15 protein-coding genes are annotated in these 15,124 nt (G+C 70.9%); 9 read left to right on the plus strand and 6 right to left on the minus strand.

Features of this window, described 5'->3' with window-relative positions; all coding sequences use genetic code 11:
- The first annotated feature begins 213 nt into the window (after positions 1 to 213).
- From ACO1BR_RS27465 to ACO1BR_RS27500, 8 genes are all read left to right on the plus strand, one after another.
- On the plus strand, positions 214 to 498 hold the full coding sequence (locus ACO1BR_RS27465) for a hypothetical protein (protein ID WP_159507411.1): 285 nt from the start codon (positions 214 to 216) through the stop codon (positions 496 to 498).
- Positions 495 to 875, plus strand: a complete 381-nt coding sequence (locus tag ACO1BR_RS27470) for a helix-turn-helix domain-containing protein (protein ID WP_426797790.1) — start codon at positions 495 to 497, stop codon at positions 873 to 875. The genes ACO1BR_RS27465 and ACO1BR_RS27470 overlap by 4 nt, the downstream gene beginning before the upstream one ends.
- Before the next feature lie 170 nt (positions 876 to 1,045).
- Complete coding sequence (gene uraD / locus ACO1BR_RS27475) at positions 1,046 to 1,558, plus strand: 2-oxo-4-hydroxy-4-carboxy-5-ureidoimidazoline decarboxylase (RefSeq protein WP_426797791.1); 513 nt, start codon at positions 1,046 to 1,048, stop codon at positions 1,556 to 1,558.
- The gene (gene uraH, locus ACO1BR_RS27480; RefSeq protein ID WP_426797792.1) at positions 1,555 to 1,968 is read left to right on the plus strand and encodes a hydroxyisourate hydrolase; all 414 of its coding nucleotides are present in this window, start codon (positions 1,555 to 1,557) and stop codon (positions 1,966 to 1,968) included. The genes uraD and uraH overlap by 4 nt, the downstream gene beginning before the upstream one ends.
- A 7-nt stretch (positions 1,969 to 1,975) precedes the next feature.
- Positions 1,976 to 2,899, plus strand: coding sequence for a factor-independent urate hydroxylase (gene pucL, locus ACO1BR_RS27485; RefSeq protein WP_426797793.1), 924 nt, complete (start codon positions 1,976 to 1,978; stop codon positions 2,897 to 2,899).
- Positions 2,900 to 2,981: 82 nt separating this feature from the next.
- Complete coding sequence (locus ACO1BR_RS27490; RefSeq protein WP_426797794.1) at positions 2,982 to 4,385, plus strand: nucleobase:cation symporter-2 family protein; 1,404 nt, start codon at positions 2,982 to 2,984, stop codon at positions 4,383 to 4,385.
- Between the two features lie 45 nt (positions 4,386 to 4,430).
- Positions 4,431 to 5,834 (plus strand): 8-oxoguanine deaminase, encoded by a 1,404-nt coding sequence (locus tag ACO1BR_RS27495; RefSeq protein WP_426797795.1) that lies wholly within the window; start codon positions 4,431 to 4,433, stop codon positions 5,832 to 5,834.
- A gap of 283 nt (positions 5,835 to 6,117) precedes the next feature.
- Positions 6,118 to 7,578 (plus strand): nucleobase:cation symporter-2 family protein, encoded by a 1,461-nt coding sequence (locus ACO1BR_RS27500; RefSeq protein ID WP_426797796.1) that lies wholly within the window; start codon positions 6,118 to 6,120, stop codon positions 7,576 to 7,578.
- Positions 7,579 to 7,681: 103 nt separating this feature from the next.
- On the opposite strand, the gene ACO1BR_RS27505 is transcribed toward ACO1BR_RS27500, so the two are convergent.
- The 3 genes from ACO1BR_RS27505 to ACO1BR_RS27515 all read right to left on the minus strand — a co-directional run bounded on the left by ACO1BR_RS27505 (position 7,682) and on the right by ACO1BR_RS27515 (position 10,217).
- Positions 7,682 to 8,572, minus strand: a complete 891-nt coding sequence (locus ACO1BR_RS27505; RefSeq protein WP_426797797.1) for a chitosanase — start codon at positions 8,570 to 8,572, stop codon at positions 7,682 to 7,684.
- A gap of 162 nt (positions 8,573 to 8,734) precedes the next feature.
- On the minus strand, positions 8,735 to 9,559 hold the full coding sequence (locus ACO1BR_RS27510) for a GNAT family N-acetyltransferase (protein ID WP_426797798.1): 825 nt from the start codon (positions 9,557 to 9,559) through the stop codon (positions 8,735 to 8,737).
- Between the two features lie 103 nt (positions 9,560 to 9,662).
- Positions 9,663 to 10,217, minus strand: a complete 555-nt coding sequence (locus ACO1BR_RS27515; RefSeq protein WP_426797799.1) for a TetR/AcrR family transcriptional regulator — start codon at positions 10,215 to 10,217, stop codon at positions 9,663 to 9,665.
- Positions 10,218 to 10,410: 193 nt separating this feature from the next.
- On the opposite strand from ACO1BR_RS27515, the gene ACO1BR_RS27520 reads away from it, so the two are divergent.
- Positions 10,411 to 11,778 (plus strand): M20/M25/M40 family metallo-hydrolase, encoded by a 1,368-nt coding sequence (locus ACO1BR_RS27520; protein ID WP_426797800.1) that lies wholly within the window; start codon positions 10,411 to 10,413, stop codon positions 11,776 to 11,778.
- A gap of 192 nt (positions 11,779 to 11,970) precedes the next feature.
- Here ACO1BR_RS27520 and aceB read toward each other — a convergent pair whose 3' ends face one another.
- The 3 genes from aceB to ACO1BR_RS27535 form a co-directional block, all read right to left on the minus strand.
- A complete protein-coding gene (gene aceB / locus ACO1BR_RS27525; protein ID WP_426797801.1) occupies positions 11,971 to 13,611 on the minus strand; it encodes a malate synthase A in 1,641 nt (546 codons plus the stop codon).
- Between the two features lie 343 nt (positions 13,612 to 13,954).
- A complete protein-coding gene (locus ACO1BR_RS27530) occupies positions 13,955 to 14,533 on the minus strand; it encodes a nucleotidyltransferase family protein (RefSeq protein ID WP_426797878.1) in 579 nt (192 codons plus the stop codon).
- Positions 14,534 to 14,645: 112 nt separating this feature from the next.
- Complete coding sequence (locus ACO1BR_RS27535; RefSeq protein ID WP_159507400.1) at positions 14,646 to 14,870, minus strand: hypothetical protein; 225 nt, start codon at positions 14,868 to 14,870, stop codon at positions 14,646 to 14,648.
- Positions 14,871 to 15,124 lie beyond the last annotated feature (254 nt).

Below are 15,124 nucleotides of genomic sequence, written 5' to 3' on the forward strand. Positions count from 1 at the left end.
AGCCGGCCGCTCCAGCAACGGAAGCTCGGTGAACAGAATCGACAGGTTGACGTTGAAGCGCATGTCCGTGAAACCCATAGGGCCGGCGCTCCTTCCGGATCGCGGAACTTACTTTCTGCGTAATGGAACACTGCCGGGCGGGCGGGGAGGCTGTCAAGGGGGACCGGAGCCAATTTCTGGTGGCCGGGCCGAACCGCGCGTAGGTTGAACGGCGTGCGATTGAGAGTTGAGTTCACGACGGAGCCGTTCGATCTGGACGAGGCGCCGGATCATGCGGTGGTGGCGCGGGACATCGTCACCGGAGCCGGGCTGGACGCCGTCGACGTCGGACCCTTCGGCAACACGGCCGAAGGGGAGGCCGGCCGGGTACTGGCGGCGGTGAACGCCCTGCTGCGCGAATCCCTGGAGGCCGGCGCCACCCGCGTCTCCCTCCAGGTCAATGTGATCGCGGACGCCCACGGGGCCGGCGCGGCCGAGGACGAGGGGGACGAGTCGTGACCGAGCCCGCCGACCACCCGTTCGTCCAGGCGGTCAAGCCGCTGGTGGATGCGATGGGCGGCCGACTGGTCGCGCCTGACCAGGCCCGGGGCGACGACGTCGTGCTGGCCTGGGAGGGGCAGGACCGGGTGGCCGTACGGCTTCCCCACCTGTCGGATTCGCTCGACCACATCCTCGCCGAGCTGGAGCGCCGGCACGGTATGCCGCTGTCGGAGCTGGACCGCAAGACCAAGCAGTCGGTCGTGCGCATACTGGAGACGCGGGGCGCGTTCTCCGTCCGGCACGGCGTGGAAACCGTCGCCGGGGCGCTCGGTGTCAGCCGTTTCACCGTTTACAACTACCTGAACCGGGAATCCGCCGCGAAGGACGCCGACTGAGCTGAACCGGCCGGAACGCCCGCAGCAGGCCCGAAGCCGCCGCCCCGAACTCACCGGGCGGCGGCTTTTGTGTCGCCGACTTTTCAACAAAGTGTTGACGTGATGTTGCCGGGGGTCTTAGCTGTTTCCAGCCAAACAGGCTGTCCAGCACCAGGCCACGGAGGCTTCCCGTGTCTTCGAGTACGCCCCAAGGGCTCTCCCGGTTCAACGCCGCCGACGACAGTACGGCTCGGGCCGCACTGCACGAGGTGTGCGCCAGCCGGTCCTGGGGGAGCGAGATTCTCGCCCAGCGCCCCTACGCCACCACCGACGCCCTGTTCGCCGCGAGCGACGCCGCCATGGCCGAGCTGTCCGCGGAGGACCTGGCCGAGGCGATGGCCGGGCACCCGCCCATCGGCCGGCCGAAGCCGGGAGACGCGACCTCGAACCGCGAGCAGAGCGGAATGTCGGGCGCCTCCGACGCACTCAAGGAGGAGATGCTCGAACTGAACCTGGCCTACCAGGAGAAGTTCGGCCACGTCTTCCTGATCTGCGCCACCGGCCGTACCGGCGAGCAGATGCGCGACGCGGTCCGTAACCGGATCGACAACACGCCGGAACAGGAACGAGAGATCGTTCGTGTGGAGCTCGGCAAGATCAACCGCATTCGCCTGACCCGCATCGCAGAAGGAGACGCAGCATGAGCAGCGAGACGGCCGCACCGACGTCGGTGTCCACGCACATCCTGGACACCAGCGTGGGCCGCCCCGCCGAGGGCGTCGCCCTCACGCTCGCCGTGCGCTCCGGCAGCGCCGGCGCCTGGACCGCCCACGGCGCGTCCACGACCGACGGGGACGGGCGCTGCAAGGATCTCCCGGCCCTGCCGGCAGGCACCACCCATGTCCGCCTCGACTTCGCGGTCGAGGAGTACTTCGTTTCCGAACAGCACAGCATCCACAAGCAAGCCGAGGAACAGCAGGACGCCCCCCGCGTAAGGGACAGCGGAGCCTTCTTCCCGGAGGTGGCAATCACCTTTGCCGTCAAGCCGGGCGAGCACTACCACGTACCGCTGCTGCTCAACCCGTTCGGCTACTCCGTATACCGAGGGAGCTAGCACCGACATGCCCACGATTCTCGGCCAGAACCAGTACGGCAAAGCGGAAAACCGCGTCGTCAAGATCACTCGCGACGGCACCACGCACCACATCAAGGACCTGAACGTCTCGGTCGCGCTCTCCGGCGACCTGGAAGAGGTCCACCTCTCCGGCTCCAACGCCAACTGCCTGCCCACCGACACGACCAAGAACACCGTGTACGCCTTCGCCAAGGAGTACGGGATCGAGTCGGCCGAGCAGTTCGGCATCCACCTGGCCCGGCACTTCGTGACCAGTCAGGAGCCGATCAAGAGGGCCCGCATCCGGATCGAGGAGTACGCCTGGGAGCGGATCGAGACCGCGGACGCCAACTCGCGGTTCATCGGCTCCGACGACGTCAAGCACTCCTTCGTCCGCAAGGGCCAGGAGACCCGGCTGACCGAGATCACCTACGACGGCGAGCAGTGGCAGGTCATCTCGGGCCTCAAGGACCTGGTCGTCATGAACTCCACCAACTCGGAGTTCTGGGGGTACATCAAGGACAAGTACACGACCCTGAAGGAGGCGTACGACCGCATCCTCGCCACGCAGGTGTCCAGCCGCTGGCGGTTCAACTGGACCGACGACGAGCAGCGGATGCCCAACTGGGAGCGTTCGTACGAGCAGGTCAAGAAGCACATGCTGCAGGCGTTCGCCGAGACCTACAGCCTCTCGCTGCAGCAGACCCTGTACCAGATGGGCGCGCGCATCATCAACAACAGGTCCGAGGTCGACGAGATCCGCTTCTCGCTGCCCAACAAGCACCACTTCCTCGTGGACCTGGAGCCCTTCGGGCTCAAGAACGACAACGAGGTCTACTACGCGGCGGACCGCCCGTACGGCCTGATCGAAGCCACTGTTCTGCGCGACGGTGTCGAAGCCCGGATCCCGATGGATCTGACGAACCTCTGACGGTTCCGACGCAACGCCGTGCCTCGTGTCCCCTCCCCACCCCGCAGCGGGGAGGGGACACGAAACCCGAGGGGAACGACCCATGGCACAGCACGAGCAAGCCCCGCACCACCCCGTCCCACCGGTCCATCCGGTGGACGAGAAGCCGGCAGTCAAGCGGCTCGCCCCGGCCGCCCTCCAGCACATCGCCGCCATGTACGCCGGCGTCGTCACCCCTCCGCTCATCGTCGGCCAGGCCGTCGGCCTGGACACCGCGGGCCGGACCCGGCTCATCGCCGCCAGCCTGCTCATCGCCGGGTGCGCAACGCTGTTGCAGACGCTCGGCATCCGTAAGTTCGCCGGCAACCGCCTGCCGTTCGTCAACGCGGCCAGCTCCGCCGGTATCACCCCGATGCTCGCCATCGCCGAGACCACCGCCAAGGGCCACCAACTCCCCGCCATCTACGGCGCGGTGATGGTCGCCGGGGTGTTCTGCCTGGCGGTCGGACCGTTCTTCGGGAGACTGCTCCGCTTCTTCCCGCCGCTGGTCACCGGCGTCGTGATCACCCTCATCGGGGTCACGCTGATGCCCGTACCGGTCGGCTGGGCACAGGGCGGCGACAAGCACGCCGCCGACTTCGGCTCCCCGCAGAACCTGGCACTGGCCGGCTTCACCCTCCTCGTGGTGCTGCTGATCCAGCGCTTCACCAAGGGCTTCGTCAAGCAGATCGCGCTGCTGATCGGCCTGGTCGCCGGCACGCTGGCCGCGATCCCCTTCGGGATGGCGAGCTTCGACGGGCTGCGCTCGGCCCCGGTCGCCGCACTGCCCACCCCGTTCTCCTTCGGCCCGCCGGAGTTCCAGCCCGCCGCGATCCTCTCCCTGTGCATCGTGATGCTGGTGCTGATGACCGAGTCGTCGGCCGGGATGCTGGCCCTCGGCGAGATCTGCGACCGCCCGACCACCGGCGACACCATCACCCGCGGACTGCGCACCGACGGCATCGCCACCCTCCTCGGGCCGGTCTTCGGCGGCTTCCCGACCAGCGCCTTCGCGCAGAACGTCGGCGTGGTCTCGCTCACCCGGGTCCGCAGCCGCTATGTCGTCGCACTGGCCGGCGCGGTGCTCCTGGTGCTCGGCGTCTTCCCCGTCCTGGGCGCGGTGGTCTCCCTCGTACCGATGCCGGTGCTGGGCGGCGCGGGTATCGTGCTGTTCGGCTCGATCGCGGTCAGCGGCATCCGTACGCTCTCCGAGGCCGGACTCGACGACAGCTCCAACATCATCCTGGTGGCCGTGTCGCTCGGTGCGGGCATCATCCCGCTCGCCGCGCCGACCTTCTACGCCGGGTTCCCCGCCTGGGCACAGACCGTGCTCGGCTCCGGGATCAGCGCCGGAGCCCTGGCCGCGGTCCTGCTCAACCTGTTCTTCCATCATCTCGGCACCCGGAGCACACCACGGGCAGCGGTACTGTCAGCCGCGTCGTCCGGCTCCGGCACTCAAATCCCGTAGGGCCTTGCCGTGCCCACATCGCCACGAAAGAACGAGGAAAGCCCCATGGCAGCATCGGCAGCCCCTGACAGCGCGGTGAAGCAGCGCATCGTTATCGAGAACTGCGCCATCGCGACCGTCGACGCCGACGACACCGAGTACGCCAACGGACATGTCGTCGTCGCGGACAACGTCATCGAGTCGCTGGGCGCGGGAAAGGCCCCCGAGGGCCTTGCGAACGTGGTCCGCCGCGTCGACGGGACCGGCCACCTGGTCACCCCGGGCCTGATCAACACCCACCACCACTTCTACCAGTGGATCACCCGTGGCCTGGCCACCGACCACAACCTCTTCAACTGGTTGGTCGCGCTCTACCCGACCTGGGCCCGGATCGACGCGCAGATGCTCACCGCGGCCACCCAGGGCTCGCTCGGCATGATGGTCAGGGGTGGCGTCACCACCGCCTCCGACCACCACTACGTCTTCCCCAAGGGCTCCGGCGACCTCGTCGGCGCCGAACTGGCCGCGGTCGCCGAGATCGGCGCCCGGATCACCCTCGCCCGCGGCTCCATGGACCGCAGCGAGAAGGACGGCGGACTGCCGCCGGACTTCGCGGTGGAGACCACCGAGGGCGCCCTGATCGCCACCGAAGAGGCCATCGACAAGCACCACGACGCCTCGTTCGGCTCGATGGTGCACATCGCCGCCGCACCCTGCTCCCCGTTCTCCATCTCCACCGAACTCCTCAAGGAGGGCGCCGCGCTCGCCCGCCGCAAGGGCGTGCGGATGCACACCCACGGCTCGGAGACCGTGGAGGAGGAGAAGTTCTGCCACGAGCTGTTCGGCATGGGCCCCACCGACTACTTCGAGTCCACCGGCTGGCTCGGTGACGACGTGTGGATGGCGCACTGCGTCCACATGAACGACTCCGACATCGCCGCCTTCGCCCGCACGAAGACCGGCGTGGCGCACTGCCCGTCCTCCAACGCCCGCCTCGCCGCCGGCATCGCCCGGGTCCCGGACATGCTCGCGGCCGGCGTCCCGGTCGGCCTCGGCGTCGACGGCACCGCCTCCAACGAGTCCGGCGAGCTCCACACCGAGCTGCGCAACGCGCTGCTCATCAACCGCCTCGGCGCCCACAAGGAGGCCGCCCTCAACGCCCGCAAGGCGCTGCGGCTCGGCACCTACGGCGGTGCCCAGGTCCTCGGCCGGACCCGCGAGATCGGCTCCCTGGAGCCGGGCAAGCTCGCCGACCTGGTCCTGTGGAAGCTGGACACCCTCGCCCACTCCTCGATCGCCGACCCGGTGACCGCCCTGGTCTTCGGAGCGGCGGCCCCGGTCACGCTGTCGCTGGTCGACGGCAAGCCGGTCGTCGAGGACAACCACCTCACCAACGTCGACGAGGACGCCATCGCCCGCTCCGCGCGCGATGAGGCCCAGCGTCTGGCCCGTATCGCCGCCGAGGGCTGATCCCCCCGGCCGCGGCACAACAACCCAAGACTCGGTCGGGAGGGACGGCTCCCGGCTGAGCTTGTGGATCCGACAGGGATCCGCAAGCGCCGGACCCCGGGGGTGCGGGATCACCTCGTACCCCCGGGCCGGTCATCCCCCACATCGCCGCCCACGCGCCACAAGCGCGGCCATCTGCACGCTCACCAGCGCGACTTCCGGCACCACGCACCACATCGCACGCCCTCCGTGACAGCCTCGCACCGCCTCCCCCGGCGGAGCAGAAATCGACAGGAGGCCCGCAGTGGCCGCAATTACCGGGCAGCAGCCGGAGGAGGACCGGAAGCATCCGGTCGACGAAACCCTCCCGCCCTTCAAGATGTTCACCAGCGGCCTCCAGCATGTGGCCGCGATGTACGCGGGTGTGGTGGCCCCGCCGATGATCGTCGGGCCCGCCTGCGGGCTCAGCCCCACCGAGACCGCGTTCCTCATGGGCGCCAGCCTCTTCACCGCCGGGATCGCCACCCTCCTCCAGACCCTGGGGTTCTGGAAGGTCGGGGCCAAGCTCCCCTTCGTCAACGGCGTCTCGTTCGCCGGTGTCACGCCCATGGTGGCCATCGCCAAGCAGCACGGCCCGCACGACGCGCTGCCGGTGATCTTCGGCGCGGTCATCGTCGCCGGTGTCCTGGGCTTCCTCCTCGCCCCCTACTTCTCCCGGCTCGTCCGCTTCTTCCCGCCGGTGGTCACCGGCACCGTCATCACCCTGATCGGCGTCTCGCTGCTCCCGGTGGCCTTCCGCTGGTCCGAGGGCGGCAACGAACAGGCCGCGGACTACGGCTCGTTGAAGAACATCGCGATGGCCGCGGTCACCTTCCTGATCGTGCTCGCGCTGCGCCGGGTGCTGCGCGGGTTCCTCCAGCAGATCGCCATCCTGCTCGGCCTGATCGCCGGCACCGTGGTCGCGATACCCGTCGGCATCACCCACTTCTCGGTCCTCACCAAGGCGAGCCTGGTCGGCTTCCCGACGCCGTTCCACTTCGGCGCCCCGCGGTTCGACCTCGCCGCGATCATCTCGATGTGCATCGTGATGCTGGTCTGCATGACCGAGTCGACGGCCGACATGCTCGCCCTCGGCAAGATCGTGGACCGCCCGGCGGACGAGCGCACCATCGAGGGCGGCCTGCGCGCCGACACCCTCGGCACCGCCCTCAGCCCGCTGTTCAACGGCTTCGCCAACAGCGCCTTCGCGCAGAACATCGGCCTGGTCGCGATGACCAAGGTCCGCAGCCGCTTCGTCGTGGCCACCAGCGGGGCGATCCTGATCGTCATGGGCCTGTGTCCGGTCGCCGCCTCGGTCATCTCGCTGGTCCCGCTACCGGTCCTCGGCGGCGCCGGCATCGTGCTGTTCGGCTCGGTGGCCGCCAGCGGCATCCAGACGCTGGCCTCCGCCGCCATGGAGAAGGGCGAGAACGCGCTGATCGTCGCCGCCGCCCTCGGCATCGGCCTGATCCCGATCGCGGCGCCGGAGTTCTACCACAACTTCCCCAAGGACCTCCTGGTCGTCCTGGACTCCGGGATCAGCACCGGCTGCCTGGTCGCCATCGTCCTCAACCTCGCCTTCAACCACTTCGGCCGCAAGGACCCGTCCGCACCCGACGCGCCGGCGGCCGACGGCCACACACCCCCGTCCGCCGCGGAGATCCCGCACCAGCCCGAACGCGGCCGGATGGACGACGGTGAGACCGCGGCCTCGCCCGCGCACTGACCCGACCGCCCCGCCCCATCGCAACGGCCCGTAGGGGAACGGCAACCGCCGTACCCGTACGGGCCGTTGGGCGTGCGCGGACCGCCGTCCGCGGCGGGGCCGGTCAGCCGATGTGGTAGCTGTCGCCGTACACCTTCCAGTCCAGCGGGGTGTGCAGATCGAGGTTGCCCTCGTTCAGGAACACCCGCTGCTCGGTGTCCACCCGGCTGGTGTCGCTGTGCGCCGGCTCCTGCTTCATCGCCCACACCCGGGCGTCGAGGAAGGCGTTCAGATACGCCGTCTCGTCGCCGCCCTGGGACGGCGGCTTCGCCTGGGCCAGCGCGCGCTTGCGGATGCCGGAGAAGCCGGTCGGGTCGCTGCCGTCGCCGTGCATCACGAGCGCGTCGTAGTACGCGAACTGCCCCAGGACGCCTACCCCGTCGGCCTTGCCCTGCTCCACCGCCGGGTTGAAGTACACCCGGTCCCGCTCGTCGTTCTGCGCCTGCTGGAAGTCGGGGTCCTGCGCCGCCGTCTTCCAGTCCTTCGGGTAGTCCGGGTCCAGCCCGTCGTGGGAATCGCTGCCGTCGACCTTGCGCAGCGCCGGAAGGTACGTGGCGAGGACGTTGTCCGGCTTGCGCTGTGTGTAGAGCTCGACGAGCTGCAGCATGTCGTGGGTGCCGGAGGTGAACCCGATGATGCCGCCGGTGTAGCCGCGGCCGTCGCCGATGTCCTCGATGTACCCGTACTGGGCCTTCCAGTCGAGCGAGGAGTTCTCCGCGCTGGAGACCAGCTGCATGGCGATCTCCTTCTTCGCCGGGTCGTCGAGGCCGACTCCGGCCCGTACGGCGTGCGGAGCGGTGTGCGAAGCGCTGTGGGGTGCGGTGCGCGCGGGCGCCCGGCCGGGGGGAACGGCCGTGGTGGCGACGGCGGTTGCGGGGACGGCGAGCAGTGCGAGGCCGAGCGCGACACGGGTGGCGGTCCTGGGCAGGGCTCTGGCTATCGATCGGGTGCGCATGGAGTCCTCCTGTACGGAGTGGGCCGTGGGGGGTTCACCAATCGTTAGGAAGCTTTCCTACCAGACTTGGAAGGTGTCGTATACCCGTCAGGCGCAAGGTCTGGACCGCACCGGAGGACACCAACGGGCCCCGTGCCGCGGGTGGTTGGCCGTCCCCGATGGTCAGCGCACGTCCGCCGGCCGCCAGACGTACGGCACGGTCACCGCCGCCGCGACCAGCCCCACCCGGGCGAGCACCGGCCGGCTGCTCTCCAGCGCGTCCACCTGGACGTAGCGGAACCCGCGCCGCGCGGCGAGCGCCGCCCGCGCCGCCACCAGCGCCCGGTACAGGCCCTGCCCGCGCCAGTTGGGGAGCGTGGAGCCGCCCCACAGCGACGCGAACTGCGTTCCCGTGTGGAAGCGCACCCAGCCCGCGCAGATCACCTCACCGGCCAGCGACTCCGCGACCATGACCACACACGGATCCTCCGCGCCGGACACCCACCTCTCCATGGCGTCCGGCAGCCAGTCCCACTCCTCGCCCCACACCGCCTCCGCGAGCTCCTGGATCCGCGCGAAGTCGGCGCGGGCCGTGACCTCGCGCAGCTGCACCCCCTGGGGGAGCCGCGGCACGGCGGCGGCCTCGGCGACCTCCGCCGCCTCCCCGATCATCACCGTCTCCGGCGCCTCGGGGGCGAACCCGGCGGCCCGCAGCCGCTCGGGCAGGTCGGCCGGCAGGTCGTGCGCGTGGTACTTCCACTCCACCGGCTGCCCCAGCGCCGCGAAGTGCGCGCGCTGCGCGGCGATGAACGCATCCAGCTCCGGCCCGTCCAGCCCGCCCAGGTCGCGGTAGAGGATCACCCCGCCCTGCCCCGGCACCGCCCTGCGCAGCACCGGCCCGACCTGTTCGGCGCCCGGCTCACCGGGGGCGAAGCCGCGGCCCCGCACCTGCTCGTCGTACGCGGCGCGGTAGCCGGCCGCCCGGCTGTCGAGGTGATGGTTCGTCACCCGCGCCACTCCACCACACCGCATGCCGCGCGGTGTCCCTTTCGCGCCAGATCACCCGTCCTGGGGCGCGCCGGTACGCAGCGCCCCCGCTCGGGCGGGTCGCTCACCCGAGCAACCGCCCCACCAGCTCCCGGATCTCTTCCTCCGGCGCAAACGCGCCTTCAGGGAAGGCAAGTTGATGAAGCATCACACCATCCACGTAGTCCAGCAGCAGCCGCCCGTGCCGTTCGGGCGCCGCCGACCCGGAGCGGCGGACCCACTCCGTGCTCCACTCCAGCACCGCCTGTCGCCCCCGTCCCAGCGGCGCCCGCAGTTCCGGCCGGCCCGGGGACTCCAGGAACAGTGCGAACCGCGCGGCCGTACGGACCCGCGCCGGCCCGACGGCATGCCGCACGAACGCGGCGAGCGCCGCCGCCAGTTCCGGGTGGCCGGCCGGTGCGACGCCGGCCGTGAACGCCTCCCAGTCGCGCCGCTCCAGCACCTGGAGGTGCGCCACGATCCCCTCGATCAACGCCGCCCGGTTGCGGAAGTAGTTGGACGTGGTCCCCGTCGGCACCCCCGCCGCGCCGTCCACCGCCTGATACGTCAGCCGCCGGGAGCCCTCGCCCCCCAGTACCTCGATCGCCGCGTCCAGCACCTGCTCCCGCCGCCGTGCCACGTCCCACTCGCCCCTTACTGCGCTCTTACTACACCCATAGTACGAGCTGAGGTTGGCGCGCCTCGGCGGCGTCCACGATCCGCCGCCCCCCCACGCGCGCACCCGCACTCGCCCCGTTATGCCCGATATGCTGCAAAAGAACCGAAAGTGAGTCACCGTGCGCCCACGCCCGCCGCCACAGAGAGGGACCCGCGTGCACCACGACGCCAACGCGCTGGAGTCCACCGTCGACGCCCTGATGGACGACCTGTGCGCCGACCTCAAACGCCTCGCCGCCATCCCGTCCATCGCCTTCCCCGGCTTCTCGCCCGAACCGGTCCTCCAGGCCCGCGACCTCGTCGTCGCCCTCCTCAGAGACGCCGGTGTCACCGATATCCGCGAGCTGAACCTCCCCGACACCGCCCCGGTCATCACCGCAACCCTCCCCCCGCCCACCCCCGACGCGCCCACCGTCCTCCTCTACGCCCACTACGACGTCCAGCCGCCCGGCGACGAACACCTCTGGGACTCCCCGCCGTTCGAGCCCACGGACATCGAGGGTGGCATCCGCGCCCGGGGTATCGCCGACGACAAGGCCAACGTGATGGTGCACATCGGCGCGCTGCGCGCGTTCGGCGGCCGGCCGCCCGTCGGCCTCAAGATCGTCATCGAGGGTCAGGAGGAGTACGGCAGCGCCTTCGACGACTACCCGCCCACCGACCCGGACCTCTTCGCCTGCGACGCGATGATCATCGCCGACACCGGCAGCATCCGGCCCGGCACCCCCACCCTCACCACCGCCCTGCGCGGCGCCGCCGAGGTCTTCGTCGAGGCCCGCACCCTCGGCGCCGCCGTTCACAGCGGCGAGTACGGCGGCGCCGCCCCAGACGCCCTGCTCGTCCTCGTCAAGGCCCTCGCCACCCTCCACGACGTCCACGGCGACGTCGCCGTCGAGGGCCTGCGCCGCGAACCCTGGTCCGGCACCGACCTCACCGACGACGAGTTCCGCGAGCTGGCCGGCGTCCGCCGCGACACCCCCCTCATCGGCTCCGGCGGCCTCGGCGAACGCCTCTGGAGCGGCCCGGCGATCACCGTCATCGGCCTGGACGCGCCGCCCGTCGACCACGCCGCCTCCGCCGTCGTCCCACGCGCCCGCGCCAAGCTCAACCTCCGGGTGCACCCCCGGCAGGACCCCAAGGAGGCGCAGGCCGCGCTCGTCCGCCATCTGCGGAGCCTGCGCCCCTTCGGCATCCCGCTCACCGTCACCCCGGGCGACACCGGCCCGGGGTACGAGGCCGCCATCGGCGGCCCCGCCTACCGCGCCGCCCGCACCGCCCTGCGCCGCGCCTGGGGAGCCGGCCCCGTACACGCCGCGTCCGGCGGCTCGATCCCCCTGGTCAACGGCCTGGCCAAGGCGGCACCGGGCGCCGAGATCCTGCTCTTCGGCGCCGAGGACAACCTCTGCAACCTCCACGGCCCCAACGAACGCGTCCTGCTGTCCGAACTCCGCGCCGCCCTCCTCGCCGAGGCCGTCTTCTTCGCCGAGTACGCCGCCACGCACCGTGCCGGCGCCGCCACATGACGCCAGGCCAGCCTGACGAAGTGTCAACCGACGCCGTGCTGCGGTCCATCGAGGGCGTGGTCTCCGGCGCCCCCAGGATCGGCCATGACAGGTGCCTTCGAATCTGAAGGGGGAGCGGCACGGCGAAGGGCCGGTGCGTACCGCGGTGTTGCGGTGCGTACCGGCCCTTCGGCCGCCCGGCGGCGCGTCGGATCAGCCCAGCAGCTCGTAGGCCGGCAGGGTCAGGAAGTCGGCGTAGTCGGCGTCCAGGGAGACCTTCAGGAGGAGGTCGTGGGCCTGCTGCCACTTGCCGGCGGTGAAGGCTTCGTCGCCCAACTCGGCGCGGATCGCGGCGAGTTCGTCGGTGGCGATGCGGCGGACGAGGTCGGCGGTGGCCTTGGTGCCGGCGTGTTCGCCGTCCTGGAAGACGACACCGGCGTCGACCCACTGCCAGATCTGGGAGCGGGAGATCTCGGCGGTGGCGGCGTCCTCCATCAGGCCGAAGATGGCGACGGCGCCGAGGCCGCGCAGCCACGCCTCGATGTAGCGGGTGCCGACCTGGACGGCGTCGACCAGGCCCTGGTAGGTGGGCTTGGCGTCGAGGGAGTCGATGGCGATGAGGTCGGCGGCGGCCACCGAGACGTCCTCGCGGAGTCGGTCCTTCTGGTGGGGCCGGTCGCCGAGGACCGCGTCGAAGGAGGCGCGGGCGACCGGCACCAGGTCGGGGTGGGCGACCCAGGAGCCGTCGAAGCCGTCGCCGGCCTCCCGGTCCTTGTCGTTCTTGACCTTGGTGAGGGCCTTCTCGTTGGCCTCGGGGTCGCGGCGGTTGGGGATGAACGCCGCCATGCCGCCGATGGCGTGGGCGCCGCGCTTGTGGCAGGTGCGGACCAGCAGTTCGGTGTAGGCGCGCATGAACGGGGCGGTCATGGTGACCGCGTTGCGGTCGGGGAGGACGAACCTGGCGCCGCCGTCGCGGAAGTTCTTGACGATGGAGAAGAGGTAGTCCCAGCGTCCGGCGTTCAGGCCCGAGGCGTGGTCGCGCAGCTCGTAGAGGATCTCCTCCATCTCGTACGCGGCGGTGATGGTCTCGATCAGGACGGTGGCGCGGATGGTGCCCTGCGGGATGCCGACGTAGTCCTGGGCGAAGACGAAGATCTCGTTCCAGAGGCGTGCCTCCAGGTACGACTCGGTCTTCGGCAGGTAGAAGTACGGGCCCTTGCCGAGGTCCAGCAGGCGCTGCGCGTTGTGGAAGAAGTAGAGGCCGAAGTCGACCAGTGCGCCGGGGACCGGGCGGCCCTCGAACTGCAGGTGGCGCTCCTCCAGGTGCCAGCCGCGGGGCCGCATCACGACGGTGGCGAGCTCCTCGGCCGGCTTGAGCGCGTACGACTTGCCGGTGCGGGCGTCGGTGAAGTCGATCCGGCGCTCGTAGGCGTCGATCAGGTTGAGCTGGCCGGTGACGACGTTCTCCCAGGTGGGGGCGGAGGCGTCCTCGAAGTCCGCGAGCCAGACCCTGGCGCCGGAGTTGAGCGCGTTGATGGTCATCTTGCGGTCGGTGGGGCCGGTGATCTCGACCCGGCGATCGTTGAGGGCGGCGGGGGCCGCGGCGACCCGCCAGCTGTCGTCGGTGCGGATCTGCGCGGTCTCCGGGAGGAAGTCCAGCGTGCTGGTCCGGGCGATGTCGGCGCGGCGCTCGGCGCGGCGGGCTAGCAGTTCGTCGCGGCGCGGGGTGAACCGCCGGTGCAGCTCGGCGACGAAGGCGAGTGCGGCCTCGGTGAGGACCTCGCCCTGCCGTTCCGGGGTGTGCGCGGGGTCGACTTCGACGATGGCCAGCGGGGACGGCGCTGGTGCGGACATGAGCTGTCACTCCATTCAGCGGCGGTGCCTGGCGGCCGCCGGGGCGCCAAGGGGCGGCACGGGGTGCCGCGGGCTCCGAGATACGGTCGCGGGCGCCGTTCGGGTTCAGGGCGCTTCTGACCAGTGGAGACTAGTTTCCTTATCGCGGAACTTCAATGGTTTGTTGATATCGAGATTCTCCGGGTCGACAGAAGTCGAGATCGAATGGCTCTCGGTGCCACGTCGGTCACGCTCCATGACCGTGCCCGCGGGGCGGCGTCCGCAGGTCACAGGGGTCGCTCCCGGTTCGCGGGCGGGGCCGCACCGCCCGCGCTGTGGCATCCGCCACTTCTCGCGCCGCCCGCTATTCGAGCCGCCGCAGGTCCTCCGGTGTGTCGATGTCGTACGCCTCGGCCACGTCCCCGCACTCGACGAGCGTGATCGCGGCGTCATGCCGCCGGAGATAGGCCCGCGCGCCGCGATCGCCCTCCGCGCTCGCCGCGATGTCCGCCCACCGCGCGGCGCCGAACAGCACCGGATGCCCCCGCCTGCCCCCGTACGCCGCCGCGGCCAGCGAGTCCGGCCCCTCGTACGCGGCCACCACCCGGGCCACCGCCGCGGCGCCGATGCCCGGCTGGTCGACCAGCGACACCACGACCGCGTCCGCCCCCGAACCGGCCAGCGCGGCCAGGCCCACCCGGAGCGAGGAGCCCATGCCCTGCGCCCAGTCCGGGTTCACCGAGGTCCCGTACCCCGCCAGTTCGGCCCGCTCGTGGACCGCGTCGGCGGCCGCGCCGAGCACGATGTGCACCGGGTCGCAGCCGCCGTCCCGCAGAACCCCCGCGGCATGCTCGACCAGTGGGCGCCCCCGGTGGTCCAGCAGTGCCTTGGGTCGTCCCCCCAGTCGCCGCCCGCCGCCCGCGGCGAGCAGCAGCCCGGCCACCTTCCCCTCGGGCCGTCCGGCCCCCGCCGGCCCCCCGGTGCGGTCGCTCTCCCCTGTGTGTGCCATGGGAACTGCTTACCTCATGGCACGGCACCGCGCCGCACGACCGGGGTCAGGCGGCGTCCCCCGACGCCCGCGGGCGCGGAATCCTCGGGCGCAGCCGGTCCCGGAGCTGCTGCGTCCGCTCGTCCACCCGCCGGTGTTCGCTCACGTAGCGGTGTATGTGCTCCTCGGTGATCTCCGACGCATCGGCGAGGCCATACGCCCGGCAGATGAGCTGTACGACGCTGACGCGCCGGGAGTTCGGGCCGGTGTCGGGGCCTGGGTTGGGCTCCATGGCGTTCTCCGATCCAGTGATATGCCGGATATTTCCCCGGAAGGGAGAATGCTCCATCGCGTCGGGCCGTACGCCTGGTACCGGATACGCCCACGCCAACGGGTGCCCGGGGGAACGCACGTGCTGAGGAATGATCGGGCCGGGCGCCGGTCACGCGCGCGCGGCGTACGCGGGCGCGAAGCCGCGCGGGGCGGTTGGCGGTGATCAAACCGGCCGTGAACGGACGCTTCGGACGCGGCGCTTGAGCTGCCGGC

The sequence above is a fragment of the Streptomyces sp. YGL11-2 genome (assembly GCF_050054615.1).
Taxonomy (GTDB): domain Bacteria; phylum Actinomycetota; class Actinomycetes; order Streptomycetales; family Streptomycetaceae; genus Streptomyces.